31 protein-coding genes and 2 pseudogenes are annotated in these 23,289 nt (G+C 65.8%); 4 read left to right on the top strand and 29 right to left on the bottom strand.

Annotated elements, in window-relative coordinates; all coding sequences use genetic code 11:
* Position 1: 1 nt before the first annotated feature.
* Positions 2–532, top strand: a complete 531-nt coding sequence (locus tag B6N23_RS11735; RefSeq protein WP_379688504.1) for a DUF2878 domain-containing protein — start codon at positions 2–4, stop codon at positions 530–532.
* On the opposite strand, the pseudogene B6N23_RS11730 reads toward B6N23_RS11735, so the two are convergent.
* Positions 491–2,349 (bottom strand): annotated as a pseudogene (locus tag B6N23_RS11730) (putative bifunctional diguanylate cyclase/phosphodiesterase). The gene B6N23_RS11735 and the pseudogene B6N23_RS11730 sit on opposite strands and share 42 nt — an antisense overlap.
* Before the next feature lie 221 nt (positions 2,350–2,570).
* Here B6N23_RS11730 and fabA point away from each other — a divergent pair.
* Positions 2,571–3,086, top strand: coding sequence for a 3-hydroxyacyl-[acyl-carrier-protein] dehydratase FabA (gene fabA / locus B6N23_RS11725; RefSeq protein ID WP_119022599.1), 516 nt, complete (start codon positions 2,571–2,573; stop codon positions 3,084–3,086).
* 14 nt (positions 3,087–3,100) lie between these two features.
* Positions 3,101–4,323 (top strand): annotated as a pseudogene (gene fabB / locus B6N23_RS11720) (beta-ketoacyl-ACP synthase I).
* 137 nt (positions 4,324–4,460) lie between these two features.
* On the opposite strand, the gene B6N23_RS11715 reads toward fabB, so the two are convergent.
* The 4 genes from B6N23_RS11715 to B6N23_RS11700 form a co-directional block, all read right to left on the bottom strand.
* Positions 4,461–5,231: a lysophospholipid acyltransferase family protein gene (locus B6N23_RS11715; RefSeq protein WP_302139667.1), complete on the bottom strand. Its 771-nt coding sequence runs from the start codon at positions 5,229–5,231 to the stop codon at positions 4,461–4,463.
* The gene (locus B6N23_RS11710) at positions 5,228–6,121 is read right to left on the bottom strand and encodes a sugar nucleotide-binding protein (RefSeq protein ID WP_302139668.1); all 894 of its coding nucleotides are present in this window, start codon (positions 6,119–6,121) and stop codon (positions 5,228–5,230) included. The genes B6N23_RS11715 and B6N23_RS11710 overlap by 4 nt, the downstream gene beginning before the upstream one ends.
* 36 nt (positions 6,122–6,157) lie before the next feature.
* Positions 6,158–6,811 (bottom strand): single-stranded DNA-binding protein, encoded by a 654-nt coding sequence (locus B6N23_RS11705; RefSeq protein WP_302139670.1) that lies wholly within the window; start codon positions 6,809–6,811, stop codon positions 6,158–6,160.
* An 85-nt stretch (positions 6,812–6,896) separates the two neighbouring features.
* Positions 6,897–8,285 (bottom strand): MFS transporter, encoded by a 1,389-nt coding sequence (locus B6N23_RS11700; RefSeq protein WP_305499102.1) that lies wholly within the window; start codon positions 8,283–8,285, stop codon positions 6,897–6,899.
* Between the two features lie 161 nt (positions 8,286–8,446).
* Here B6N23_RS11700 and uvrA point away from each other — a divergent pair, with 161 nt between their 5' ends.
* The gene (gene uvrA / locus B6N23_RS11695) at positions 8,447–11,308 is read left to right on the top strand and encodes an excinuclease ABC subunit UvrA (RefSeq protein WP_305499100.1); all 2,862 of its coding nucleotides are present in this window, start codon (positions 8,447–8,449) and stop codon (positions 11,306–11,308) included.
* 230 nt (positions 11,309–11,538) lie between these two features.
* Here uvrA and rplQ read toward each other — a convergent pair whose 3' ends face one another.
* The 24 genes from rplQ to rplB all read right to left on the bottom strand — a co-directional run bounded on the left by rplQ (position 11,539) and on the right by rplB (position 23,273).
* The gene (gene rplQ / locus B6N23_RS11690; protein ID WP_110070687.1) at positions 11,539–11,931 is read right to left on the bottom strand and encodes a 50S ribosomal protein L17; all 393 of its coding nucleotides are present in this window, start codon (positions 11,929–11,931) and stop codon (positions 11,539–11,541) included.
* Between the two features lie 39 nt (positions 11,932–11,970).
* Positions 11,971–12,969: a DNA-directed RNA polymerase subunit alpha gene (locus B6N23_RS11685; RefSeq protein WP_110070686.1), complete on the bottom strand. Its 999-nt coding sequence runs from the start codon at positions 12,967–12,969 to the stop codon at positions 11,971–11,973.
* Positions 12,970–13,048: 79 nt separating this feature from the next.
* On the bottom strand, positions 13,049–13,669 hold the full coding sequence (gene rpsD / locus B6N23_RS11680) for a 30S ribosomal protein S4 (protein WP_110070685.1): 621 nt from the start codon (positions 13,667–13,669) through the stop codon (positions 13,049–13,051).
* Positions 13,670–13,681: 12 nt separating this feature from the next.
* A complete protein-coding gene (gene rpsK, locus B6N23_RS11675; RefSeq protein ID WP_013331014.1) occupies positions 13,682–14,068 on the bottom strand; it encodes a 30S ribosomal protein S11 in 387 nt (128 codons plus the stop codon).
* 39 nt (positions 14,069–14,107) lie between these two features.
* Complete coding sequence (gene rpsM / locus B6N23_RS11670) at positions 14,108–14,464, bottom strand: 30S ribosomal protein S13 (RefSeq protein ID WP_110070684.1); 357 nt, start codon at positions 14,462–14,464, stop codon at positions 14,108–14,110.
* A gap of 123 nt (positions 14,465–14,587) precedes the next feature.
* Positions 14,588–14,701 (bottom strand): 50S ribosomal protein L36, encoded by a 114-nt coding sequence (gene rpmJ, locus B6N23_RS11665; RefSeq protein WP_031384759.1) that lies wholly within the window; start codon positions 14,699–14,701, stop codon positions 14,588–14,590.
* Positions 14,702–14,778: 77 nt separating this feature from the next.
* Positions 14,779–16,110, bottom strand: a complete 1,332-nt coding sequence (gene secY, locus B6N23_RS11660; RefSeq protein WP_305499074.1) for a preprotein translocase subunit SecY — start codon at positions 16,108–16,110, stop codon at positions 14,779–14,781.
* Complete coding sequence (gene rplO, locus B6N23_RS11655; protein ID WP_110070682.1) at positions 16,111–16,545, bottom strand: 50S ribosomal protein L15; 435 nt, start codon at positions 16,543–16,545, stop codon at positions 16,111–16,113.
* A 3-nt stretch (positions 16,546–16,548) separates the two neighbouring features.
* Positions 16,549–16,731, bottom strand: coding sequence for a 50S ribosomal protein L30 (gene rpmD, locus B6N23_RS11650; RefSeq protein WP_110070681.1), 183 nt, complete (start codon positions 16,729–16,731; stop codon positions 16,549–16,551).
* Positions 16,732–16,736: 5 nt separating this feature from the next.
* On the bottom strand, positions 16,737–17,237 hold the full coding sequence (gene rpsE / locus B6N23_RS11645) for a 30S ribosomal protein S5 (protein WP_110070680.1): 501 nt from the start codon (positions 17,235–17,237) through the stop codon (positions 16,737–16,739).
* 11 nt (positions 17,238–17,248) lie between these two features.
* Positions 17,249–17,599, bottom strand: coding sequence for a 50S ribosomal protein L18 (rplR, locus tag B6N23_RS11640; protein WP_305499071.1), 351 nt, complete (start codon positions 17,597–17,599; stop codon positions 17,249–17,251).
* Between the two features lie 9 nt (positions 17,600–17,608).
* On the bottom strand, positions 17,609–18,139 hold the full coding sequence (gene rplF / locus B6N23_RS11635) for a 50S ribosomal protein L6 (RefSeq protein WP_110070679.1): 531 nt from the start codon (positions 18,137–18,139) through the stop codon (positions 17,609–17,611).
* A 9-nt stretch (positions 18,140–18,148) separates the two neighbouring features.
* Positions 18,149–18,541, bottom strand: coding sequence for a 30S ribosomal protein S8 (rpsH, locus tag B6N23_RS11630; RefSeq protein WP_110070678.1), 393 nt, complete (start codon positions 18,539–18,541; stop codon positions 18,149–18,151).
* A 32-nt stretch (positions 18,542–18,573) separates the two neighbouring features.
* Positions 18,574–18,879 (bottom strand): 30S ribosomal protein S14, encoded by a 306-nt coding sequence (rpsN, locus tag B6N23_RS11625; RefSeq protein ID WP_110070677.1) that lies wholly within the window; start codon positions 18,877–18,879, stop codon positions 18,574–18,576.
* Positions 18,880–18,890: 11 nt separating this feature from the next.
* Positions 18,891–19,430, bottom strand: a complete 540-nt coding sequence (rplE, locus tag B6N23_RS11620; RefSeq protein WP_023007540.1) for a 50S ribosomal protein L5 — start codon at positions 19,428–19,430, stop codon at positions 18,891–18,893.
* Between the two features lie 18 nt (positions 19,431–19,448).
* Entirely contained in the window at positions 19,449–19,766 is a 318-nt protein-coding gene (gene rplX, locus B6N23_RS11615; RefSeq protein ID WP_023007541.1) for a 50S ribosomal protein L24, read from the bottom strand.
* A gap of 14 nt (positions 19,767–19,780) precedes the next feature.
* Positions 19,781–20,152: a 50S ribosomal protein L14 gene (gene rplN, locus B6N23_RS11610; RefSeq protein WP_110070676.1), complete on the bottom strand. Its 372-nt coding sequence runs from the start codon at positions 20,150–20,152 to the stop codon at positions 19,781–19,783.
* Positions 20,153–20,204: 52 nt separating this feature from the next.
* The gene (rpsQ, locus tag B6N23_RS11605) at positions 20,205–20,465 is read right to left on the bottom strand and encodes a 30S ribosomal protein S17 (RefSeq protein ID WP_110070675.1); all 261 of its coding nucleotides are present in this window, start codon (positions 20,463–20,465) and stop codon (positions 20,205–20,207) included.
* 1 nt (position 20,466) lies between these two features.
* Entirely contained in the window at positions 20,467–20,658 is a 192-nt protein-coding gene (gene rpmC / locus B6N23_RS11600) for a 50S ribosomal protein L29 (RefSeq protein ID WP_110070674.1), read from the bottom strand.
* Positions 20,658–21,071, bottom strand: a complete 414-nt coding sequence (rplP, locus tag B6N23_RS11595) for a 50S ribosomal protein L16 (RefSeq protein WP_305499063.1) — start codon at positions 21,069–21,071, stop codon at positions 20,658–20,660. The genes rpmC and rplP overlap by 1 nt, the downstream gene beginning before the upstream one ends.
* 15 nt (positions 21,072–21,086) lie before the next feature.
* On the bottom strand, positions 21,087–21,785 hold the full coding sequence (rpsC, locus tag B6N23_RS11590; RefSeq protein WP_110070672.1) for a 30S ribosomal protein S3: 699 nt from the start codon (positions 21,783–21,785) through the stop codon (positions 21,087–21,089).
* Positions 21,786–21,796: 11 nt separating this feature from the next.
* Positions 21,797–22,129 carry a 50S ribosomal protein L22 gene (gene rplV / locus B6N23_RS11585; RefSeq protein ID WP_010626471.1) on the bottom strand — a complete coding sequence of 111 codons (333 nt, stop codon included), beginning with the start codon at positions 22,127–22,129 and terminating at the stop codon, positions 21,797–21,799.
* Positions 22,130–22,147: 18 nt separating this feature from the next.
* Entirely contained in the window at positions 22,148–22,423 is a 276-nt protein-coding gene (rpsS, locus tag B6N23_RS11580) for a 30S ribosomal protein S19 (protein ID WP_009098993.1), read from the bottom strand.
* 22 nt (positions 22,424–22,445) lie between these two features.
* Entirely contained in the window at positions 22,446–23,273 is an 828-nt protein-coding gene (gene rplB, locus B6N23_RS11575; protein ID WP_119022611.1) for a 50S ribosomal protein L2, read from the bottom strand.
* Positions 23,274–23,289: the final 16 nt, after the last annotated feature.

Genomic DNA, 23,289 nt, shown 5'->3' with positions numbered 1-23,289 from the left:
CATGGCCATGGTCTCGGCCCTGCGCCAGCCCGCCACCCGGCGCAGCCTGCTCAACCTGGCGGCCTTCGAGCTGGGCTGGCTGGCCTGCGTGCTGGGGGGCTCCTGGGTCGCGGTGCCGGCCGCCGCTCTCCTCCTGGGCCTTCACCTGGCCTGGCAGGCGCGGCCCGGCGAGTGGCGCTGGCTGGCCGGCTTCGCGGCGCTGGGGCTGGCGGTGGACGGTGGGCTCACGCTGGCCGGCGGCTTCGAGTTCGGCGACCAGCCGCTCGCCTTCGGGGTGCTGCCGCTCTGGCTGTGGCTGCTGTGGCCGCTCTTCGCCACCCTGCTCCACCACTCCCTGGCCTGGCTGTGGCAGCGCCCCTGGCTCGCCGTGCTGGGCGGCGCCATCAGCGGCCCCTTCTCCTACTACGCCGGCGCCCGCCTCGCCGATGTGACCCTCGCCCCCTGGCTGCTGCCCGCGCAGGCGCTGGTGTGGGGGCTGCTCTGCCTGTGGTTAACCGTTCGCCTCGGCCACGGCGAGCGCTCCCGCGCCTGACCCCTGCGGCTGACGGCGCGCCTCGAGGGCGGCGGCCGGCTCCGGCCGCGCATAGAGGAAGCCCTGAACCAGATCGCAGCCCGCGGCCCGCAGGAAGTCACGCTGCGCCTCGGTCTCGACCCCCTCGGCGATCACCTCCAGGTCCAGCCCCCGGGCCATGGCCAGCACCGCGGTGACGATGGCGGCATCGGCGCGGTCGCCGGGCAGGGCGTGAATGAAGGCGCGGTCGAGCTTGAGCTTGTCCAGCAGCAATTTCTTGAGATAGCCCAGCGACGAGTAGCCGGTGCCGAAATCGTCGATGGCGACGGGGTGCCCCAGCGCGCGCAGCGCCTCCAGGCGCGGGGCGATGTCGCCGGCGCGCTCGTCGAGCAGCACCGACTCGGTGATCTCCAGCCCCAGCAGCCGCGCCGGCACCCCGTGGCGGGCCAGCCCCGCGCTGAGCGCCGACTCCAGCTCGCCCTGGAACATCTGCAGCGCGGAGACGTTGATCCACACCGGCAGCTCGGGCATCCCCAGCCGGCGCCAGCGCGCCTGGCAGGCCAGCGCCTCGTCGATCACCCAGTTGCCCAGCGAGGCCATCAGGCCGTGGCGCTCGGCCAGGGGGATGAAGTCGGCCGGTGAGATCAGCCCGTCCCGGGGGTGGCGCCAGCGCAGCAGGGCCTCCCAGCCCACCAGGCTGCCGTCGTCCAGGCGGTGCTGCCCCTGATAGTGCAGCTCCAGCTGGGCGCCGACGGCCAGGGCGTGGCGCAGGTCGTTGACCAGCCCCAGCTGCGGGCTCTCCTGCACGTCCAGGGCGGGGCGGAAGCGCTGGCTGTGATTGCGCCCATGGCGCTTGGCGGAGTAGAGCGCCGACTCCAGGCGCTGGAAGAGGGTATCGGACTCGCGGCCATCCTCGGGGGCGCGGCAGCTGCCGATGGTGAGCCCCAGGCGCAGCGAGTGCCCCTGCAGCTCGAAGGGCTCGGCGAGGTGAGCGTGGAGGCCGGCGACCCACTTGTCGTGATCGTCGAAGGTGGTGGTGCGGATCACCATGAACTCGTCGCCGCCCAAGCGCCCCACCACGCCGCCGGCCACGTGGTGGGCCAGGCGCTGGCCGAAGCGCGCCAGCAGCCGGTCGCCCTGCTCCACGCCGAGGGCGTCGTTGATCGCCTTGAAGCCGTCGATGTCGACCAGCGCGATGTCGAGGCTCTCCCCGGCGCGCAGGTGGCGCAGCCGCGAGGCCATCAGGTCATGGAGGCGCCGCCGATTCGGCAGGCCGGTGAGGGGATCCTCGAAGCCGATCCGACGCAGGTCGCGCTCACGCGCCTTGTGCATCGAGATGTCGGTGAACAGGCAAACATGGTGGCTGAGCCGCCCGCTGGCATCGCTGATGGCCCGCACGCGCAGCCACTCGGGGTACTCGTCACCGTGCTTGCGCCGGTTTCACATCTCCCCCTCCCAGCGCCCGGTGGCCTGCAGAGTCTGCCAGTAGCGCTCGAAGAAGGCGGTGTCGTGGCGCGGGGCCGCCAGCGAGGTGGCATTGCGGCCGCGCACCTCCTCGAAGCTGAAGCCGGTGATGCGGGTGAAGGCGGGGTTGACGGCGAGGATCCGGTTGGCGGCGTCGGTGATGATGACGCCATCCTCGGTCAGCGCCAGCGCCTCCTGGCCCAGCCGGGCGTGCTGGTGCTCGCGGCGCACCTGCCGCCAGGCATCCGCCAGGCCGACCGCCACCAGCGTCAGGGCCACGCCGCGCAGGAGCAGATCGGGCAGCCAGAGGGTCGCCGTGAGGCCGACCAGGCCCACCCACAGCAGCGGGCGGTTAGGGAGAAGGGTGGCCACATGGCGTTGGTCGACTCATGGGTGATATGGGTAGGGCTCATCAGCCTATCGGCAGAACGGACGTTTACTGTACCCCTTCGGGGCACCCGGCCATTCCACGCTGACGTCGGAGATGGGCACTCGGCGTGCATTCCCCCTGCGCGGACAGTAGACTTAACGCCAGTCGCCTGGCGGCGCCCTGTCGCCTGCCGTGCACAATAACTTCGACCTTCGGAATGACCCAGTGACCAAGCAACACTCCTTTGATCGCGAAGAACTGCTGGCCTGCTCCCGCGGCGAGCTGTTCGGCCCCGGCAATGCCCAGCTGCCTGCCCCCAACATGCTGATGCTCGACCGCATCACCCGCATCTACGAGGATGGCGGTGACTTCGGCAAGGGCGAGCTGATCGCCGAGCTGGATATCCACCCCGACCTGTGGTTCTTCGACTGCCACTTCCCCGGCGACCCGGTGATGCCCGGCTGCCTGGGCCTTGACGCCATGTGGCAGCTGGTCGGCTTCTATCTGGGCTGGCTCGGCAACCCCGGCCGCGGCCGCGCCCTGGGCTGTGGCGAGGTGAAGTTCACCGGCCAGATCCTGCCCGATGCCAAGAAGGTCACCTACAAGATCGATATCAAGCGCATCATCACCCGGCGCCTGATCCTCGGTATCGCCGACGGCACCGTGTCGGTCGATGGCCGCGATATCTACCAGGCCACCGACCTGCGCGTGGGCCTGTTCACCTCCACCGCGAACTTCTGAATCAGGAGGCTTCCATGCGACGAGTGGTAGTCACCGGCCTGGGTATCGTGTCCTGTCTGGGCAATGACCGTCAGGCCGTTCTCGAGGCGCTCAAGGAAGGGCGTTCCGGTATCCGTTTCAAGGAGGAGTACGCCGAGCGCGGCTTCCGCAGCCAGGTGGCAGGGGTGGTCGATATCGACCTCGACGCCCTGATCAACCGCAAGCTGCGCCGCTTCATGGGCGACGCCGCGGCCTTCGCCTATGTGAGCATGGCACAGGCCATCGAGGACTCCGGGCTGACCCCGGAGATGGTCTCCAACGAGCGCACCGGCCTGATCGCCGGCTCCGGCGGCGCCTCCAGCGCCAACCAGGTCGAGGCCGCCGACGTCATGCGCGAGAAGGGCCTGCGCCGGGTGGGGCCCTACCGGGTCACCCGTACCATGGGCAGCACCGTCTCCGCCTGCCTGGCCACGCCCTTCAAGATCAAGGGGATCAACTACTCGATCTCCTCGGCCTGCGCCACCTCCGCCCACTGCATCGGCAACGCCATGGAGCAGATCCAGATGGGCAAGCAGGACATCGTCTTCGCCGGCGGCGGCGAGGAGGAGCACTGGACCCTCTCCTGCCTGTTCGACGCCATGGGCGCCCTCTCCACCCAGTACAACGAGACCCCCGACAAGGCCTCCCGCCCCTATGACCAGGCCCGCGACGGCTTCGTCATCGCCGGCGGCGGCGGCATGCTGGTGCTCGAGGAGCTGGAGCACGCCCGCGCCCGCGGCGCGAAGATCTATGCCGAGGTGGTCGGCTACGGCGCCACCTCCGACGGCCACGACATGGTCGCCCCCTCCGGCGACGGCGCGGTGCGCTGCATGCGCCAGGCCAGGCCATGGCCACGGTGGACGGCAAGATCGACTACATCAACACCCATGGCACCTCCACCCCGGTGGGCGACGTGGCCGAGCTCAAGGCGATCCGCGAGGTGTTCGGCGACACGACGCCGGCCATGAGCTCCACCAAGTCGCTGACCGGCCACTCCCTGGGCGCCACCGGCGTACAGGAGGCGGTCTACTCGCTGCTGATGATGGAGAACGACTTCATCGCCGCCTCGGCCAACGTCGAGACCCTCGACGAGCAGGCCGACGGCTTCGACATCGTGACCCAGCGCCGCGACGGCGTGAAGATCGAGCGGGTGCTCTCCAACAGCTTCGGCTTCGGCGGCACCAACGCCTGCCTGGTGCTGGAGAAGTTCAAGGACTGAGCTCGAGGGCTAAGCTCAGTGACTGAGCAAGACAGCGTGACTGGCTGAAACGAGAACGGCGCCCCGCGGGGCGCCGTTCTCGTTGTGGCCGACGGGTGGCGGCAGCGGGGCCTGCCTGGCGGCCAGGCCACAAAGTGTCAGCGCCTGGCGGACACCTCGAGCGGAGCCGCCTCGCCCCCCGCGGCGGCCGGGCGCGGCACCTCGGAGATCTCGGCCAGCCGCGCCTCGATCCACGCCTCGACCTCGACCAGCACCTCCTCCGGCGTGCGGCCATCGGTCTCGATGGGCGGCCCCACCACCAGCGACAGCCGCCCCGGGTTCTTGACCCAGTGGCGCCCCGGCCAGCGCTCGCCGGCGTTGTGGGCCACCGGCACCACCGGCACCCCGGCGCGGCAGGCGATCACCGCCCCGCTCTTGTTGTAGCGCTTGCGGTGCCCCGGAGCCACCCGGGTCCCCTCCGGGAAGATCAGCACCGAGAGCCCCTCGTCCAGGCGCTGCTTGCCCTGGGTGAGTACCTGCTTCATGGCCCGGGCGGGACGGGAGCGATCCAGGGCGATGGGGTGCAGCAGGCGCAGCCCCCAGCCGAACAGCGGGATGCGCAGCAGCTCCTGCTTGAGCACGGTGCACACCGGCGGCTTGAGGATCTGCAGGTAGATGGTCTCCCACTCGCACTGGTGGTTGGCCAGGATCACGCAGGGCCCCGCGGGCAGCCGCTCGCGCCCACGGATCTCGTAGCGCACCCCGCACGCCCAGCGAAACCAGGCGGTGATCAGGTGGTTGTAGACGTTGAGCAGGCGGTAGCGGCTGCCGAGCGGCAGCAGCGGCGCCAGCGGCAGGAAGAGCACCCCGCACACCAGCATGATCAGGAAGTAGCCGACGTAGAAGAGCAGGCTGCGCAGGACATTCATGGGGACGACGGTTCCTCCGGCGGCTCGGGGTCGCGACGGTTGGCCTCGCACCAGGCATCGAGCATCCGCCCCACCTCCAGCCGCCAGGGTTTCTGGTGGACGCCGAATACCTCCAGCACCCGCCGGCAGTTGAGCACCCGGCGCAGCGGATGGTCATGGTGGTGGTGCATAGCCTTCACCTCGCCCAGGGCGACCCGCTCGCCGAGCCCCTCGAGCCGGGTGGCGAGCTGGGTACGCACCATGGAGACGAAGGTGTAGACGCTGACTGGCTCGGTACCGGCCAGGTGGTAGCTGCCCCAGGCCTCGGCGCCGCAGTGCTGCTGCTGGAGCATGCCGATCAGCGACATGGCCACGGCGTCCGCCGAGGTGGGGCAGCAGGTGACGTCGGCCTCGCCGCGCACCTCGCGCCCGGCCACCAGGGTATCGATCAGCTCTCCCAGCCAGGCATGGCCGCCCTCGAGGGCGAACAGGGGCCCCAGCCGCACGATCAGGTGGCGCGGACACTCGGCGCGGATGCGATCGCCGGTGGTCACCAGGCGGCGCAGGCTCTCGTCCCGGGGCCGCGGGATGACGTGCTCGTCGATGGGCTCGGCGAAGCCATCCTCGTAGAGCTGGTCGGAGACGCACCACACCAGCGCCACCCCGGCCTCCCGGCACACCTCCATGCACCGCTCCACCGCCTCGGCGTGGGCGGTGACCTCCGCCGGCGCGGCGCGGATGGGGCGCGACAGCGGGGGGATGACCAGCGCATCCGGCGCCACCTCGGCGAGCCGCTCGGCATCGATCACGCTGCCGGCGTCGATGACCAGCTCGGTATCGGTGCGCCGGTTGGCCTCGCGAGCCAGGGCCAGGCTCAGGCAGTGGCCGGCATCCAGTATCAGCAGCTTCACTCGTGCTCCTCCCTGCGCCCGACGGGTCGTTCCACCTTAGAACGGAATCTCGTCATCGAAGTCGTCGAAGCTGCCCGGATCCGGCGCCCCGTAGTTGCCCTGCTGGTTGCCCTGCTGCTGCCCCTGCTGGGGCGGCGCGGGGCGCTGCTGGGGCTGGGCCGGACGCTGGGGAGCACCGCCACCCTGGGGCTGGCCGCCGCCGAAGTTGCCGGCCGGCTGCGGCGCGCCGCCGTAGCCCCCCTGCTGGGGCTGGCCACCGAAGCCGCCGCCCTGCTGGGGCGCACCACCACCGTACTGGCCACCCTGATAGCCGCCCTGCGGGGCCTGGCCACCGCCCTGGAAATCACCGCCGCCACGAGAGTCGAGCATCTGCATGTCGTTGACCACGATCTCGGTGCTGTAGCGATCCTGGCCGTCCTGACCCTGCCACTTGCGGGTCTGCAGGCGGCCCTCGACGTAGACCTTGCTGCCCTTCTTGAGGTACTGCTGGGCGATCTCGGCCAGCTTGTTGAACAGCACCAGGCTGTGCCACTCGGTGCGCTCCTGGCGCTGGCCGCTCTGCTTGTCCATCCAGGTATCGGTGGTGGCCAGCCGCAGGTTGGCCACCGGGGCCCCGGAGGGCATGAAGCGAACCTCGGGATCCTGTCCCAGGTTGCCGATCAGAATGACCTTGTTGACGCCACGGGCCATGTTGGACTCCTTGCTGTCATGAATGCATGTGTCTGCAGGCAGGCCTGCAGGATGGCGCATCGCGCGCCCGCTTGCGAGCCGCGTTTCAGGCGCGCTCCTTGCCAGTATCGATCACCTTCGCCAGGGCCTCCTCGTCGAGGCGCCGGCGATCCACCTTGAGGTAGGCCAGCCGCTCCTCGGGCACCACCAGCACGTCCTCCACGCCGGCCACCTCGGCGAAGCGAGCCGCCAGGGCCTCGAGGGCCGCGCCCTGGTGCTCGTCATCCAGCGCCACCACCTCGCTGGCCAGGTGGGGCGGCGGGGTCATGCCCGCCATCAGCGCCAGCCACACCAGCACCAGCAGCCCGGCGCCGACGAACACCGCGGAGAGCCCCCACTGCTGGGCCAGGAAGCCGCCCAGCACGCCCCCCAGGAAGGCGCCGAGGAACTGGCTGGTGGAGTAGATCCCCATGGCGGTGCCCTTGGCCCCCGCCGGCGCCAGCTTGCTGAGCATCGACGGCAGGGTCGCCTCGAGCAGGTTGAAGGCCACGAAGAAGAGCCACAGCCAGGCCAGCAGCCCCCACAGGCTGCCGCCCAGGCCGGCCAGCCCGCCGAGGCTCAGGGCAATGGCGGCGATGGCGGTCAGGCACATCGCCTTCATCTGGCGACGCTTCTCGGCCAGGATCACCAGCGGCACCATGCCGAGGAAGGCCAGCAGCATCACGCCCAGGTAGGTGAGGCCATGACGCTCCACCGCGATCCCGGCCTCCACCAGCCGGAAGGGCACGGCGACGAAGATCGCCATCAGGATCAGGTGCAGGGCGAAGATCGAGAGATCCAGGCGCAGCAGGTCGGCACGTCCTAGGGTCCTGCCGAGCTGGGCCCGGTCGATGCCCACGTCGCGGTGGCGCAGGCGGCGCGGCGCCGGGGGCACCAGCTTCCACAGCACCACCAGGCCCAGGGTGGCCAGCACCGCGGTGAACCAGAACACCGCCGAGAGCCCGAAGGCGGCGGCCAGCCAGGGGCCCAGCACCATGGCCACGGCGAAGGCCACGCCGATGGAGAGGCCGATGGTGGCCATGGCCGCGGTGCGCACCTGCTCGCGGGTCTGGTCGGCGAGCAGCGCCATGATGGCGGCGGCCACCGCCCCGCTGCCCTGCAGGCAGCGCCCGAGGATCACCCCGCCGATGGTGTCGGCCTGGGCCGCCACCACGCTGCCGACCATGAACAGCACGAGGCCGAAGGCGATCACCGGCTTGCGGCCGAGGCGGTCCGAGAGGGCGCCGAAGGGGATCTGCAGCAGCGCCTGGGTGAGCCCGTAGACACCCAGCGCCAGGCCCACCAGCAGCGGCGTGGCGCCGGTGAGCTCGTCGGCATAGAGGGCCAGCACCGGCAGCACCATGAACAGGCCCAGCATGCGGGTGGCATAGAGGCCGGCCAGGCCGGTGATGGCGCGCCGCTCGCTGGCAAGCAGCAGCCCGGAAACCTTTCGCATAGGGAGGATGACGTTCCATGCCGGGGCGCGAGGCGCCCTTGAGTGAATCGCATATTCTAGCGGCTCGCCACCACCCAGGGAAAGCCGCGGCCTGGCGCCGCTTTGCCGCCGGCGCGGGCGGGCCCGTATAATCGTTCTTTTGCCGTGCGCCCGAGGTGGGAATGGACAGGATTCTGGTCAGGGGTGCCCGCACCCACAACCTGAAGGATATCGATGTCGAGCTGCCCCGCGACAGGCTGATCGTGGTCACCGGGCTCTCTGGCTCGGGCAAGTCGTCGCTGGCCTTCGACACCCTCTACGCCGAGGGCCAGCGTCGCTACGTGGAGTCGCTCTCCACCTATGCGCGCCAGTTCCTGTCGATGATGGAGAAGCCCGACGTCGACCATATCGAGGGGCTCTCGCCGGCGATCTCCATCGAGCAGAAGTCCACCTCCCACAACCCGCGCTCCACCGTGGGCACCATCACCGAGATCTACGACTACCTGCGCCTGCTGTTCGCCCGGGCCGGCACTCCGCGCTGCCCGGAGCACGGCGAGGACCTCGAGGCCCAGACGGTCTCGCAGATGGTCGATCAGGTGCTGGCGCTGCCCGAGGGCAGCAAGCTGATGCTGCTGGCGCCGGTAGTCAGGGGGCGCAAGGGGGAGCACCTGCAGCTGCTGGCCGAGCTGCGCGCCCAGGGCTTCGTGCGCGCCATGGTGGATGGCCAGGTGCTGGAACTCGACGACATCGCGCCGCTGGACAAGAACAAGAAGCACGACATCAGCGTGGTGGTGGACCGCATCAAGGTCCGCGAGGGGCTCCAGCAGCGTCTGGCGGAATCCTTCGAGACGGCGCTGGGCCTCTCCGACGGCATCGCCATGGTCCATTTCATGGACGTCGAGCATGACGACATCGCCTTCTCGGCGCGCTTCGCCTGCCCCGTCTGCGGCTACTCCATCGCCGAGCTCGAGCCGCGCATGTTCTCCTTCAACAACCCGGCCGGCGCCTGCTCGAGCTGCGACGGCCTCGGCGTGCAGCAGGTCTTCGATCCCGAGAAGCTGATCAGCCACCCGGAACTCTCCCTGGCGGAGGGGGTAATCAAGGGCTGGGATCGCCGCAGCGTCTTCTACTTCAACCAGCTGCAGTCGGTGGCAGAGCACTACCGCTTCACCCTCGAGACCCCCTGGCAGGAGCTCGCCCGCCACGAACGCGAGGTGATCCTGCACGGCAGCGGCCACGACGAGATCGCCTTTCACTACGTCAATGACCGCGGCCGCAAGGTCACCCGCCAGCACCCCTTCGAGGGCATCCTCCCCAACCTGCAGCGCCGCTACCGCGAGACCGAGTCCAACATGGTCCGCGAGGAGCTGGCCCGCTACATCACCGTGCAGCCCTGCCCCGCCTGCCACGGCTCGCGGCTGCGCAAGGAGTCGCGGCACGTCTTCATCGACGAGCGCAGCCTGCCGGAGATGGTGCACCTGCCCATCGGCGAAGCCTGGGCCTACTTCAAGACCCTGGCGCTGCCGGGCCGGCGCGGCGAGATCGCCGAGAAGATCATCAACGAGATCCGCGCCCGACTGGAGTTCCTGGTCAACGTGGGCCTGGACTACCTGACCCTGGAGCGCAGCGCCGACACCCTCTCCGGCGGCGAGGCCCAGCGCATTCGCCTGGCCAGCCAGATCGGCGCCGGCCTGGTGGGTGTCATGTACATCCTCGACGAGCCCTCCATCGGCCTGCACCAGCGCGACAACGACCGCCTGCTCAAGACCCTGGAGCACCTGCGCGACCTGGGCAACACCGTGATCGTGGTGGAGCACGACGAGGACGCCATCCGCGCCGCCGACCATGTGCTGGACATCGGCCCCGGCGCCGGCGTCCACGGCGGGCGTATCGTCGCCCAGGGCACCCCGGCGGCGGTGATGGCCAATCCCGACTCCCTCACCGGCCAGTACCTGGCCGGCACCCGCCGCATCGAGGTGCCGCCGTGGCGGATTCCCGGCAACCCGGAGAAGGTGCTGCGCCTGGTGGGCGCCACCGGCAACAACCTTCAGGACGTGACCCTGGAGCTGCCCCTGGGGCTCTTCATCTGCGTCACCGGCGTTTCCGGCTCCGGCAAGTCGACGCTGATCAACTCGACGCTGATGCCGATCGCCGCCCGGGAGCTCAACCACGCCACCAGCCTCACCCCGGCCGCCCATGAGCGCATCGAGGGCCTCGATCAGCTCGACAAGGTGATCGACATCGATCAGAGCCCCATCGGGCGGACCCCGCGCTCCAACCCGGCCACCTACACGGGGATCTTCACGCCGATCCGCGAGCTCTTCGCCGGGACCCAGGAGGCGCGCTCGCGCGGCTACAAGCCCGGCCGCTTCTCGTTCAACGTCAAGGGCGGGCGCTGCGAGGCGTGCCAGGGCGAGGGCATGATCAAGGTGGAGATGCACTTCCTGCCCGACATCTACGTGCCCTGCGACGTCTGCAAGGGCAAGCGCTACAACCGCGAGACCCTGGAGATCCAGTACAAGGGCAAGTGCATCGACGAGGTGCTGGCGATGACCGTGGAGGAGGCGCTGGCCTTCTTCAGCCCGGTCCCCGCCATCGCCCGGCGCCTGCAGACCCTGCTCGACGTGGGGCTCTCCTACGTGCGCCTGGGACAGAGCGCCACCACCCTGTCCGGCGGCGAGGCCCAGCGGGTCAAGCTGGCCCGGGAGCTGGCCAAGCGCGACACCGGCAAGACCCTCTACATCCTCGACGAGCCCACCACCGGGCTGCACTTCGAGGACATCCGCCAGCTGCTCACGGTGCTGCACCGCCTGCGCGACCACGGCAACACCATCGTGGTGATCGAGCACAACCTGGACGTGATCAAGACCGCCGACTGGCTCGTCGACCTGGGCCCGGAGGGGGGCTCCGGCGGCGGGCGCATCATCGCCGAGGGCACCCCGGAGCAGGTGGCGAAGATGGAGGCCTCCCATACCGGGCGCTTCCTTGCGCCGCTGCTGGAGCGGGCCGAGCACAGCAAGAAAAAGGCTGAAAGCGTCACCTGATGCCCCAGAGGGCAGCGGCGCCGGGGGCAGGCCTGGAGGGGGTCCTACGCCAGGGATGGCGTCGGTAGCGCCCAGGGAGGGGTTCACAGCGCCCCCGCTCAGGCCTGTCGCCGGAAAAGCCGCGGATTCAGCCCACTCACCGGAACTCCTCTCAGCATGCCCAAGATGAAAAAAACCGGCCCCTCGAGAGGGGCCGGTTTGGCGTGCCTTGGCGGAAGGCCGGTCGAGGATCACTCCTCGGCGGCAGCTTCCTCGGCCTCGACGACCGGACGGTCGACGAGCTCGACATAGGCCATGGGCGCGTTGTCGCCGGTACGGAAACCGCACTTGAGGATACGGACGTAACCGCCCGGACGCTCGACGTAACGCGGGCCCAGCTCGTTGAACAGCTTGCCCACCGCTTCCTTCGAGCGGGTGCGGGCGAAAGCCAGACGACGATTGGCGACGCTGTCCTGCTTGGCCAGGGTGATGAGCGGCTCGATGACGCGACGCAGCTCCTTGGCCTTGGGCAGGGTTGTCTTGATGACCTCATGCTCGATCAGCGACACGCTCATGTTCTTGAACATGGCCTGGCGATGCGAGCTGGTCCGATTCAGATGACGACCACTCTTACGATGACGCATGGTTGTGATTCCTTACCAAACTGGGACTCGGGTCGGCGCTCACGCGGAGGCCTTGTCGTCCTTCAGGCTAGCCGGCGGCCAGTTTTCCAGCCGCATGCCCAGGGAAAGACCGCGCGCTGCCAGAACGTCCTTGATCTCGTTCAGGGACTTCTTGCCGAGGTTCGGCGTCTTCAGCAGCTCCACCTCGGTGCGCTGGATCAGATCGCCGATGTAATAAATGTTCTCGGCCTTCAGGCAGTTGGCGCTGCGAACGGTCAACTCGAGATCGTCTACGGGGCGCAGCAGGATCGGATCGATGTGATCCTCCTCCTCCTCCACTTCCTGTTCCTTGTCGGCTTCCAGGTCGACGAACGCGGCCAGCTGATCCTGCAGGATGGTCGCGCTGCGACGGATCGCCTCTTCGGGATCCAGGGTGCCGTCGGTCTCCAGGCTGATGATCAGCTTGTCGAGGTCGGTGCGCTGTTCGACACGCGCGGCCTCGACGCTGTAGGAGACCCGACGCACGGGGCTGAAGGTCGCATCCAGCTGCAGGCGGCCGATGGCACGAGACTCGTCGTCTGCCCCGATGCGAGCGTCCGCCGGCTCATAGCCGCGGCCGCGTGCCACCTTGAGCTGCATCTTCAGCTCGGCGCCCTCGTTGACGTGGGCGATGACGTGCTCGGGATTGACGATCTCGACGTCGTGGTCGAGGGCGATGTCACCCGCGGTGACGACGGCCGGGCCCTGCTTGTTCAGCGAGAGCACCGCCTCATCGCGGCTGTGCATCTTGATCGCCACGTCCTTGAGGTTCAGGAGGATCTCGATGACATCTTCCTGGACCCCTTCGATCGCGCTGTACTCGTGATCGACACCGCCGATCTCGACTTCCACCACGGCGCAGCCGGGCATGGACGAGAGCAGGATACGACGCAGTGCGTTGCCCAGGGTGTGGCCGAAGCCACGCTCGAAGGGCTCGAGCACGATCTTCGCGTGATGTGCGCTGATCTCTTCGACCTTGATGTCGCGCGGGCGAAGAAACTCGGTCACTGAACGCTGCATATGTACACCTTTCAGGCTGCCAAACGGATACTCGGTACTCTGAGCCGGCCCCCGCGAGGGGGCCGGGCGCTAGCAGCGCTTACTTGGAGTACAGCTCGACGATCAGGGCCTCGTTGATGTCGGCCGTCAGGTCGCCACGCTCGGGCAGCGCCTTGAACGTGCCTTCCATCTTCTTGGCATCGACCTCGATCCAGGTCACATCACCGCGGTTGGCGGCCAGTGACAGGGCACTCTGGATGCGCGCCTGGTTCTTCGCCTTCTCGCGAACGGAGACCACATCACCCGGCTTGACCTGGTAGGAAGCCACGTTGACGGTGCGGCCGTTCACGGCGATGGCCTTGTGGCTGACCAGCTGCCGAGCTTCGGAGCGGGTAGAGCCATAGCCCATGCGGTAGACGACGTTGTCCAGTCGGGATTCGAGGAGCTGCAGCAACACTTCGCCGGTCGCGCCCTTGAGACGGGCCGCTTCCTTGTAGTAGTTGCGGAACTGCTTCTCGAGTACGCCATACATGCGGCGCACTTTCTGCTTCTCGCGAAGCTGCAAGCCGTATTCGGAAATACGCTGACGACGCTGGCCGTGCACACCCGGAATCTGCTCGGATTTGCACTTCTTCTCGAAGGGAGTCACACCGCTCTTCAGGAAGAGGTCGGTGCCTTCACGACGAGACAGTTTGCACTTCGGTCCAATATAACGAGCCATGAATCTGTCTCCTTAAACGCGGCGTTTCTTCGGCGGACGGCAGCCATTGTGGGGAATGGGCGTCGCGTCGGTGATGCTCTGCACGCGGAAGCCGGCGGCATTGAGTGCGCGCACGGCGGATTCACGGCCAGGACCGGGGCCCTTGACCAGCACGTCGACGTTTTTCACACCATACTCGGCTGCAGCGGTCGCTGCACGCTCGCTTGCTACTTGAGCAGCGAACGGGGTGCTCTTGCGAGAACCACGAAAACCCGAACCACCGGCAGTTGCCCAGGAAAGAGCATTGCCCTGGCGGTCTGTGATCGTAATGATCGTGTTGTTAAAAGAGGCGTGGATATGCGCAACGGCATCCACTACCTGCTTTTTAACCTTCTTGCGATTGCTACGCGGGTTAGCCATGTTGATGTATCTTCCTGTCTTTACGCCAGAACGTGCGTGTTATTTGCGGATCGGCTTGCGCGGGCCCTTACGGGTACGCGCATTGGTCTTGGTACGCTGACCACGCAGCGGAAGACCACGACGATGACGCAGACCACGGTAGCAACCCAGGTCCATGAGACGCTTGATATTCAGCGTCACATCACGACGAAGGTCACCTTCTACGGTGTACTTGCCGACCTCGGAACGCAGGGTATCCAGCTCTTCGCTGGACAGATCCTGGATCTTGGTGGTCGGCGCGATGCCGGACGCGGCACAGATGTCCTGTGCACGAGTGCGGCCAATCCCGAAGATATAGGTCAGCGAGATCGCCGCATGCTTGTTGTCCGGGATATTGACGCCTGCAATACGGGCCATCAGCTTACTCCGAAATTTGAGCGGCTTGCTCGTTGGGTCTACTACAAAAGGCGCAACAGCATACCCCTTTCCCCGCGAGAGGGCAAGAGGCATGCCGGCACCCGGTTCAGTACAGCGTCAGGTTCAGCCCTGGCGCTGCTTGTGCCGCGGCTCGGTGCAGATGACGCGCACGGCGCCATTGCGACGAATGATCTTGCAGTTGCGGCACATTTTCTTTACGGAAGCACGAACTTTCATCGTTCCATCTCCAAGGTTGGCTCGCACCGCGAGCCGATCGCTCGCCCCGCGGTGCGCCAATTCACGTGCGGCGCGCCTCAGCGCATGATGCCGCCGCTACCGTAGCCTTTCAGGTTGGACTTCTTCATCACCGACTCGTACTGGTGCGACATGAGGTGCGACTGCACCTGGGCCATGAAGTCCATGATGACCACCACGATGATCAGCAGCGCGGTACCGCCGAAGAAGAACGGCACGTTCCACGCCACGATCAGGAACTGGGGCATCAGGGAAACCGCAGTGATGTACAAGGCGCCGAACAGGGTCAGACGGGTCATGACCTTGTCGACGTAGCGAGCGGTCTGCTCGCCCGGACGAATCCCCGGCAGGAAGGCACCCGACTTCTTGAGGTTGTCGGCGACGTCCTTGGGATTGAAGACCAGCGCTGTGTAAAAGAAGCAGAAGAATACCCCCGCCGCGGCGAAAAGCAAGATGTGCAGGGGCTGCCCCGGCCCGAGGGCCTGGGAAGCACGCTGCAGCCACTCGAGGCCGTCGCCGGCACCCACCCACTGACCCAGCGAGGCCGGGAACAGCAGGATGCTGGAGGCGAAGATCGGCGGAATGACGCCCGCCATGTTCACCTTCAGCGGCAGGTAGCTGCTCTGGCCGGCGTACATCTTGTTGCCGACCTGACGACGCGGGTAGTTCACGGTGATGCGACGCTGGCCGCGCTCGATGAACACCACGAAGGCCACGGTGGCGACACCCAGCACGGAGAGTGCCAGCAGCGGCAGCACGTTCCAGGCGCCCTCGTTGCGAGCCAGCTCGAAGGCCTGGCCCACGGCACCCGGAAGGCCCGCGACGATGCCGGCGAAGATCAGCAGCGAGATGCCGTTGCCGATCCCCTTCTCGGTGATCTGCTCGCCGAGCCACATCAGGAACACCGCACCACACACGAAGGTGACGATGGCGGTGAAATAGAAGCTGAAGTCGGCCGTGTAGGCGATACCCTGGCTGGCCAGGCCCACCGACATGCCGGTGCCCTGGACCAGGGCGAGCAGCACGGTACCGTAGCGGGTGTACTGGCTTATCTTGCGACGACCGGCCTCGCCTTCCTTCTTGAGCTGCTCAAGATGGGGCGAGACCGCGGTCAGCAGCTGCATGATGATCGACGACGAGATGTAGGGCATGATGCCCAGCGCCATGATGCTCATGCGCTCCAGGGCGCCACCCGAGAACATGTTGAACATGCCCAGGATGGTGCCCTGCTGCTCCCTGAACAAGGCAGCAAGCTGGTCAGGATTCATACCGGGCACGGGGATGTGGGCACCGATCCGGTACACCACGATGGCGAGGAGCACGAAGCGCAGACGCGCCCACAGTTCACCCAGACCGCTGCCCATCGCCGGCACTTTTCCTGACTTGGCCATTTAGTCCTCTACCTTGCCACCGGCGGCTTCGATCGCAGCACGGGCACCCTTGGTGACCTTGATGCCGCGGACGGTAACCGCCTTGTTCAGTTCGCCGGAGAGGATCACCTTCGCGTGCAGCGTGGCGTCCTTCAGCACGTTGGCCTGCTTCAGGGTCTCCAGGGTGACCTCGTCACCGGCGACCTTGGCGAGCTCGCCCAGGCGCACTTCTTCGGAGACCAGCGACTTCATGGAGGTGAAGCCGAACTTCGGCAGACGACGCTGCAGCGGCATCTGACCGCCCTCGAAGCCGGGCTTGACGCTGCCGCCGCTGCGCGACTTCTGGCCCTTGTGGCCGCGGCCGCCGGTCTTGCCCAGACCGGAGCCGATGCCACGACCGACGCGCTTCTCGGCGTGCTTGGAGCCCGGTGCCGGGCTCAGGCTATTGAGTTTCATGGATTACTCTCCCTCAACGCGCACAAGGTAGTTAACCTTGTGGATCATGCCGCGTACGGCAGGGGTGTCTTCCAGTTCAACCGTGTGACCGATGCGGCGCAGCCCCAGGCCCTTCATGGTGGCCTTGTGCTTGGGCAGGATGCCGATGGTACTGCGGGTCTGGGTAACCTTGAGTGTTGCTGCCATGGTATTTACCCCGTGATCGCTTCGACAGACAGACCGCGCTTGGCGGCGATGTCTTCCGGCGCTTGCATGGCAGTCAGGCCCTTGACGGTAGCCCGCACCACGTTCACCGGATTGGTGGAACCGTAGCACTTGGCCAGGACGTCGTGGACGCCTGCCAGCTCGAGCACGGAGCGCATGGCGCCGCCGGCGATGATGCCGGTACCCTCGGAAGCCGGCTGCATGTACACCTTGGAGGCGCCGTGACGGGCCTTGACCGGGTACTGCAGGGTAGTGCCTGCGAGGTTGACCTTGACCATGTTGCGGCGAGCCTGGTCCATCGCCTTCTGGATCGCGACCGGCACTTCACGCGCCTTGCCGCGACCGAAGCCGACACGGCCCTTGCCGTCGCCCACGACGGTCAGGGCGGTGAAACCGAAGATACGGCCACCCTTGACCACCTTGGCGACACGGTTGACCTGGACCAGTTTCTCCTGGAGGTCGCCGCTTTGCTGTTCGTTCTTCGCCATCGTAAAACCCTTTAGAATTCCAGGCCGCCTTCACGAGCGGCGTCGGCCAGAGCCTTCACGCGGCCATGGTACTTGAAGCCGGCACGATCGAAGGCCACCTGGGTGATGCCTGCTTCCTTAGCGCGCTCGGCAATCAGGGCGCCCACCTTGGCGGCGGCGTCAGCATTGCCGGTTTCACCCTCACGCAGGGCCTTGTCCAGCGTGGAAGCGCTGGCCAGGACCTTGCCACCATCCGGCGAGATAATCTGCGCGTAGATGTGACGGGGGGTACGGTTGACGCACAGGCGATACACGCCCAGCTCGCGGATCTTGGCGCGAGCGCGGCGGGCACGACGGAGACGAGATTCTTTCTTCGCGTTCATAACCCTGCCTTACTTCTTCTTGGCTTCTTTGCGACGCACCTGCTCGTCGGCGTACCGGACACCCTTGCCCTTGTAGGGCTCAGGCGGACGGAAGGCGCGGATTTCCGCTGCAGCGTGGCCGAGCTTCTGCTTGTCCGCGCTCTTCAGCACGATCTGGGTGTTCTTGGGCGTTTCCGCCGTGACACCCTCAGGCAGCGTGTAATCGACCGGGTGCGAGAAGCCCAGTGACAGATTGAGCGTCTGGCCCTTGGCCTGGGCACGATAACCGACGCCGATGATTTCGAGGGTCTTGGTGAAGCCTTCGCTCACGCCGGTGACCAGGTTCTGAACCAGGGCACGGGTGGTGCCGGCCATGGCCCAGCTCTTGGCGGACTCGCTCGGCGTGAAGGTCAGCTGACCCTCTTCCTGACCGATCACCACATCGGGGTGAATGGTCAGTGACAGTGTGCCCTGGCCGCCCTTGGCGGTCAGCTGGTTACCGTCGAGCTTGATCTCGACGCCAGCGGGCACTTTTACCGGATATTTGGCTACGCGGGACATTCCAAACTCCTAGAATACGGTGCAGATGACTTCGCCACCGACACCGGCCTTGCGAGCCGCGCGATCGGTCATCACACCCTGAGAGGTAGTGACAATCGCGATTCCCAGGCCATCGGCGACCTTCGGCAGCTCGCCCTTGCCCTTGTACTGACGCAGGGACGGCTTGGACACGCGCTGCAGATGCTCGATGACCGGCTTGCCCTCGAAGTACTTGAGGGTAACGGTCAGTTCGGGCTTGGCGCTCTCGGTCACCGCGAAGTCGGTGATGTAACCCTCGTCCTTCAGCACGCGGGCCACCTCGATCTTCAGCTTGGAGGACGGCATGGTGACCGTCTCCTTGGTGGCCATCTGCGCATTGCGGATACGGGTAAACATATCCGCCAGAGTGTCTTGCATGCTCATTTACATTGCGCTCCTGATATCTCTACGTGGCGTTACCAGCTGGACTTCTTCAGTCCGGGTACGTCGCCACGCATGGCGGCTTCACGCAGCTTGTTGCGGCCGAGGCCGAACTTGTTGTAGTAGCCGTGCGGACGGCCAGTGATGCGGCAGCGGTTGCGCTGACGCACCGGGCTGGAGTCACGCGGCAGCTGCTGCAGCTTCAGCGTTGCCTCGAAGCGCTCTTCATCGGAAGCGTTGACATCCTGGATGATCGCCTTCAGCGCGGCGCGCTTGGCGGCGAATTTCGCCACCAGCTGGGTGCGCTTGAGCTCACGCTCAATCATGCTCTTCTTTGCCATGGTCCCACCCCTTATTTCTTGAACGGGAAGTTCAGCGCGCTCAGCAGCGCACGACCTTCTTCATCGGTGTTGGCGGTGGTGGTGATGGTGACATCCAGACCACGGATCCGATCGATCTTATCATACTCGATCTCCGGGAAGATGATCTGCTCACGCACCCCCATGGAGTAGTTGCCACGACCGTCGAAGGACTTCGGGTTGAGACCACGGAAGTCACGAACGCGGGGGATCGCGATATTCACCAGGCGATCGAGGAAGTCCCACATGCGCTCGGAGCGCAGGGTCACCTTGATCCCGATCGGCCAGCCTTCACGCACCTTGAAGCCCGCGATGGACTTGCGCGCCTTGGTCACCATCGGCTTCTGACCGGAGAGCTTCTCCAGGTCACCGATGGCATTCTCGATCAGCTTCTTGTCGCTGGTCGCTTCGCCGATGCCCATGTTCAGAGTCACCTTGGTGATCCGTGGCACCTGCATCACGTTGGCGTAGCTGAACTGCTCTTTGAGTTGAGCCACCACCTCGTTCTGATAACGTTCTTTCAAGTTCGCCATTTTGCTACCCGACTCGCGTTAGGCGTCGATCTGCGTCTGCGTCGACTTGTAGATACGTACCTTGGTACCGTCTTCCTGAACCTGGAAGCCGACGCGATCCGCCTTACCGGTCTCCTGGTTGAAGATGGCTACGTTGGACGCGTGAATCGGAGCCTCGCGCTCGACGATACCGCCCTGATTGCCCGCCATGGGGTTGGGCTTGGTGTGACGCTTGATCATGTTCACACCGGACACGACAAAGCGGTCGTCCTTGAGGACGCGCTTGACGGTGCCACGCTTGCCCTTGTCCTTGCCGGCGATGACGATCACTTCATCGTCACGTTTGATTTTTTGCATATCCGCCTCGCTCCTTACAGCACTTCAGGCGCCAAGGAAATGATCTTCATGAACTTCTCAGTACGAAGTTCACGGGTCACCGGCCCGAAGATACGGGTACCGATCGGCTGTTCGTTGGTGTTGTTCAACAGAACTGCCGCATTTCCGTCGAAGCGGATCAGCGAACCGTCGGGACGACGGACGCCGCTACGGGTGCGAACCACCACCGCCTTGAGGACCTGGCCTTTCTTGACCTTGCCACGCGGAATGGCTTCCTTCACCGTGACCTTGATGATATCGCCAACGTGGGCGTAGCGACGGTGTGAACCGCCCAGCACCTTGATGCACTGCACCCGGCGCGCCCCGCTGTTGTCGGCGACATCCAGCATTGTCTGAGTCTGAATCATCGGTTTTCTCCAAACCTAATCTGACTGCACTGGTTTGACAGGCGTGAGCCGATCAGCCCTTGGCCTGCTCGACCACCTCGACCAGCTTCCAGGACTTGGTCTTGGACAGCGGACGGCACTCCTGGATGGAGACCGTGTCGCCTGCCTTCGCCTGGTTCGCCTCGTCATGGGCGTGCAGCTTGGTGGAGCGCTTGACGTACTTGCCGTAGATCGGGTGACGCACGCGGCGCTCGATCATCACGACGATGGACTTGTCCATCTTGTCGCTCACCACCTTGCCGGTGAGCGTACGAGCTTTCTTCTCTTCGGCCATCTCAGTCACCTGCCTTCTCGTTGAGCACAGTCTTCACCCGGGCGATGTCCCGACGAACCTGCTTGAGCAGATGAGTCTGGCTGAGCTGACCGGTGGCCTTCTGCATGCGCAGGTTGAACTGCTCGCGGAGGAGTTCGAGGAGCTGACCTTTCAGCTCGTCGACTGACTTTTCACGGATTTCCTGGGCTTTCATCACATCACCGTCCGTTTCACAAAGGTGGTGGATACGGGCATCTTTTGCGCGGCGAGAGTGAAGGCCTCGCGGGCCAGCTCTTCGGACACGCCTTCGATTTCATACAGGACCCGGCCCGGCTGGATCTGCGCGACCCAGTACTCGACGGAACCCTTACCCTTACCCATACGGACTTCGAGTGGCTTCTTGGAAATCGGCTTGTCCGGGAACACGCGGATCCAGATCTTGCCGCCACGCTTGACGTGACGGGGGATCGCGCGACGGCCGGCTTCGATCTGACGCGCAGTAATGCGGCCGCGACCGGTTGCCTTCAGGCCGTATTCCCCGAAGCTGATCTTGCTTCCGCGATGCGCCAGGCCACGGTTACGGCCTTTCTGCATCTTGCGGAATTTCATACGCTTGGGTTGTAACATCGACTCGCTCTCCCCTTACCTGGAACCTTTCTTCTTGGAGGGCGCGGCCTGAGGCTGCTTCGCCTTGGCGCGGACCTCTTCGATGCCCCCGAGGATCTCACCCTTGAAGACCCACACCTTGACACCGATGATGCCGTAGGTGGTCTTGGCCTCGAAGGTGGCGTAGTCGATGTCCGCACGCAGGGTATGCAGCGGAACACGACCTTCCCGGTACCACTCGGTGCGCGCGATCTCGGCGCCACCCAGGCGACCGGAGAGCTGCACCTTGATGCCGCCGGCGCCCAGGCGCATGGCGTTCTGAACCGCACGCTTCATGGCGCGACGGAACATGACGCGACGCTCGAGCTGGCCAGCGATGTTCTGGGCCACGAGCATGGCGTCCAGCTCGGGCTTGCGAACTTCTTCGATGTTGACGTGAACGGGCACGCCCATCATCTGGGTGACCTCACGACGCAGGCGATCGACATCCTCGCCCTTCTTGCCAATCACGATGCCCGGACGGGCGGTGTGAATGGTGATGCGTGCGTTGTTGGCCGGACGCTCGATGGTGATGCGGCTCACGGAGGCGTTCTTGAGACGCTCTTCCAGGAAGCGGCGCACTTCGAGGTCGTTGTTCAGCTTGTCGGCATAGGCGCCGCGCTCGGCATACCAGACCGACGTATGGTCCTTGACGATGCCCAGGCGAATGCCTGTCGGATTGACTTTCTGACCCATCTGGTCGACTCCTACTTCTCGGCTACCTTGACGGTGATGTGGCAGGTGCGCTTCAAGATACGATCCGCGCGGCCCTTGGCACGCGGCTTGATACGCTTGAGCGTCATGCCCTCATCGACGCAGATGGTCGAGACACGCAGCTCGTCGATATCCATGCCGTTGTTTTCTTCCGCATTCGCGATGGCGGACTGCAGCACCTTCTTGACCAGCTTGGCAGCCTTCTTCGGTGAGAAGGTCAGCAGGTCGAGCGCCTCGGCGACCGGCTTACCGCGCACCTGGTCAGCCACCAAACGGGCCTTCTGGGCGGATAAACGAGCGCCACGCAGCTTAGCTGTGACTTCCATCTCTCAATCCTCTCTGGCTTACCGTTTGGCTTTCTTGTCCGCCGCATGACCGCGATAGGTGCGGGTAGCAGCGAATTCGCCCAGCTTGTGGCCAACCATTTCCTCGGAGACATGCACCGGGACGTGCTGGCGACCGTTATGGACTGCAATGGTGAGCCCGACCATGTTGGGCAGGATCATGGAACGACGCGACCAGGTCTTGATCGGTTTACGGTCGTTCTTCTCCACTGCAGCCTCAACCTTCTTCAGCAGATGAAGGTCAATAAAGGGACCTTTCTTCAGTGAACGTGGCACAGCCGTTACCTCTTAAAGTGTGTTACTTGGCCTTGCGGCGACGAACGATCAGCTTGTCGGTGCGCTTGTTCTTGCGGGTCTTGTGGCCCTTGGTGGGGATACCCCACGGAGTCACCGGGTGACGACCACCACTGGTGCGGCCTTCGCCGCCGCCATGCGGGTGATCCACCGGGTTCATGGCCACGCCGCGAACGGTCGGACGCACACCTCTCCAGCGCTTCGCACCGGCCTTGCCAAGCTGACGCAGGCTGTGCTCGGAGTTGCTCACTTCGCCCAGGGTCGCGCGGCACTCGCTCAGCACCTTGCGCATCTCGCCGGAGCGCAGACGCAGGGTGGCGTAGTTGCCGTCACGGGCGACCAGCTGGGCGCTGGTGCCGGCGCTGCGAGCGATCTGAGCGCCCTTGCCAGGCTTCAGTTCGACGCAATGCACGGTGGAACCCAGCGGGACGTTACGCAGCGGCAGAGCATTGCCCTGCTTGATGGCCGCGTTCACGCCGGACTCGAGACGGTCACCCGCCTTCACGCCCTTGGGCGCGATGATGTAGCGACGCTCGCCGTCCAGGTACTTCAGCAGCGCGATGTGAGCGCTACGGTTCGGATCGTACTCGAGACGCTCGACGATGGCCGGAACGCCATCCTTGGTGCGCTTGAAGTCGATGATCCGGTAGTGCTGACGGTGCCCACCGCCCACGTGACGGGTGGTGATGCGACCGTTGTTGTTACGACCGCCGCTGCGCGACTGCTTCTCGAGCAGGGGCGCGTAGGGCTTGCCCTTGTGCAGGTCTTCACCAACGATCTTGACGACGTGGCGACGGCCGGCGGATGTGGGTTTGGTCTTGACGATTGCCATTGTCCGTACTCCTGCC

The sequence above is a fragment of the Halomonas alkalicola genome (assembly GCF_030704205.1).
Classification (GTDB): Bacteria; Pseudomonadota; Gammaproteobacteria; order Pseudomonadales; family Halomonadaceae; genus Halomonas; species Halomonas alkalicola.
This window is presented reverse-complemented; position numbering and strand designations above follow the sequence as displayed.

Coding starts and splice junctions, on each gene's coding strand:
- B6N23_RS11735 (WP_379688504.1), top strand. CDS start 2: ATGGCCATGGTCTCGGCCCTGCGCCAGCCCGCCACCCGGCGCAGCCTG.
- B6N23_RS11715 (WP_302139667.1), bottom strand. CDS start 5,231: ATGAATGTCCTGCGCAGCCTGCTCTTCTACGTCGGCTACTTCCTGATC.
- B6N23_RS11705 (WP_302139670.1), bottom strand. CDS start 6,811: ATGGCCCGTGGCGTCAACAAGGTCATTCTGATCGGCAACCTGGGACAG.
- B6N23_RS11700 (WP_305499102.1), bottom strand. CDS start 8,285: ATGCGAAAGGTTTCCGGGCTGCTGCTTGCCAGCGAGCGGCGCGCCATC.
- uvrA (WP_305499100.1), top strand. CDS start 8,447: ATGGACAGGATTCTGGTCAGGGGTGCCCGCACCCACAACCTGAAGGAT.
- rplQ (WP_110070687.1), bottom strand. CDS start 11,931: ATGCGTCATCGTAAGAGTGGTCGTCATCTGAATCGGACCAGCTCGCAT.
- B6N23_RS11685 (WP_110070686.1), bottom strand. CDS start 12,969: ATGCAGCGTTCAGTGACCGAGTTTCTTCGCCCGCGCGACATCAAGGTC.
- rpsD (WP_110070685.1), bottom strand. CDS start 13,669: ATGGCTCGTTATATTGGACCGAAGTGCAAACTGTCTCGTCGTGAAGGC.
- rpsK (WP_013331014.1), bottom strand. CDS start 14,068: ATGGCTAACCCGCGTAGCAATCGCAAGAAGGTTAAAAAGCAGGTAGTG.
- rpsM (WP_110070684.1), bottom strand. CDS start 14,464: ATGGCCCGTATTGCAGGCGTCAATATCCCGGACAACAAGCATGCGGCG.
- rpmJ (WP_031384759.1), bottom strand. CDS start 14,701: ATGAAAGTTCGTGCTTCCGTAAAGAAAATGTGCCGCAACTGCAAGATC.
- secY (WP_305499074.1), bottom strand. CDS start 16,110: ATGGCCAAGTCAGGAAAAGTGCCGGCGATGGGCAGCGGTCTGGGTGAA.
- rplO (WP_110070682.1), bottom strand. CDS start 16,545: ATGAAACTCAATAGCCTGAGCCCGGCACCGGGCTCCAAGCACGCCGAG.
- rpmD (WP_110070681.1), bottom strand. CDS start 16,731: ATGGCAGCAACACTCAAGGTTACCCAGACCCGCAGTACCATCGGCATC.
- rpsE (WP_110070680.1), bottom strand. CDS start 17,237: ATGGCGAAGAACGAACAGCAAAGCGGCGACCTCCAGGAGAAACTGGTC.
- rplR (WP_305499071.1), bottom strand. CDS start 17,599: ATGAACGCGAAGAAAGAATCTCGTCTCCGTCGTGCCCGCCGCGCTCGC.
- rplF (WP_110070679.1), bottom strand. CDS start 18,139: ATGTCCCGCGTAGCCAAATATCCGGTAAAAGTGCCCGCTGGCGTCGAG.
- rpsH (WP_110070678.1), bottom strand. CDS start 18,541: ATGAGCATGCAAGACACTCTGGCGGATATGTTTACCCGTATCCGCAAT.
- rpsN (WP_110070677.1), bottom strand. CDS start 18,879: ATGGCAAAGAAGAGCATGATTGAGCGTGAGCTCAAGCGCACCCAGCTG.
- rplE (WP_023007540.1), bottom strand. CDS start 19,430: ATGGCGAACTTGAAAGAACGTTATCAGAACGAGGTGGTGGCTCAACTC.
- rplX (WP_023007541.1), bottom strand. CDS start 19,766: ATGCAAAAAATCAAACGTGACGATGAAGTGATCGTCATCGCCGGCAAG.
- rplN (WP_110070676.1), bottom strand. CDS start 20,152: ATGATTCAGACTCAGACAATGCTGGATGTCGCCGACAACAGCGGGGCG.
- rpsQ (WP_110070675.1), bottom strand. CDS start 20,465: ATGGCCGAAGAGAAGAAAGCTCGTACGCTCACCGGCAAGGTGGTGAGC.
- rpmC (WP_110070674.1), bottom strand. CDS start 20,658: ATGAAAGCCCAGGAAATCCGTGAAAAGTCAGTCGACGAGCTGAAAGGT.
- rplP (WP_305499063.1), bottom strand. CDS start 21,071: ATGTTACAACCCAAGCGTATGAAATTCCGCAAGATGCAGAAAGGCCGT.
- rpsC (WP_110070672.1), bottom strand. CDS start 21,785: ATGGGTCAGAAAGTCAATCCGACAGGCATTCGCCTGGGCATCGTCAAG.
- rplV (WP_010626471.1), bottom strand. CDS start 22,129: ATGGAAGTCACAGCTAAGCTGCGTGGCGCTCGTTTATCCGCCCAGAAG.
- rplB (WP_119022611.1), bottom strand. CDS start 23,273: ATGGCAATCGTCAAGACCAAACCCACATCCGCCGGCCGTCGCCACGTC.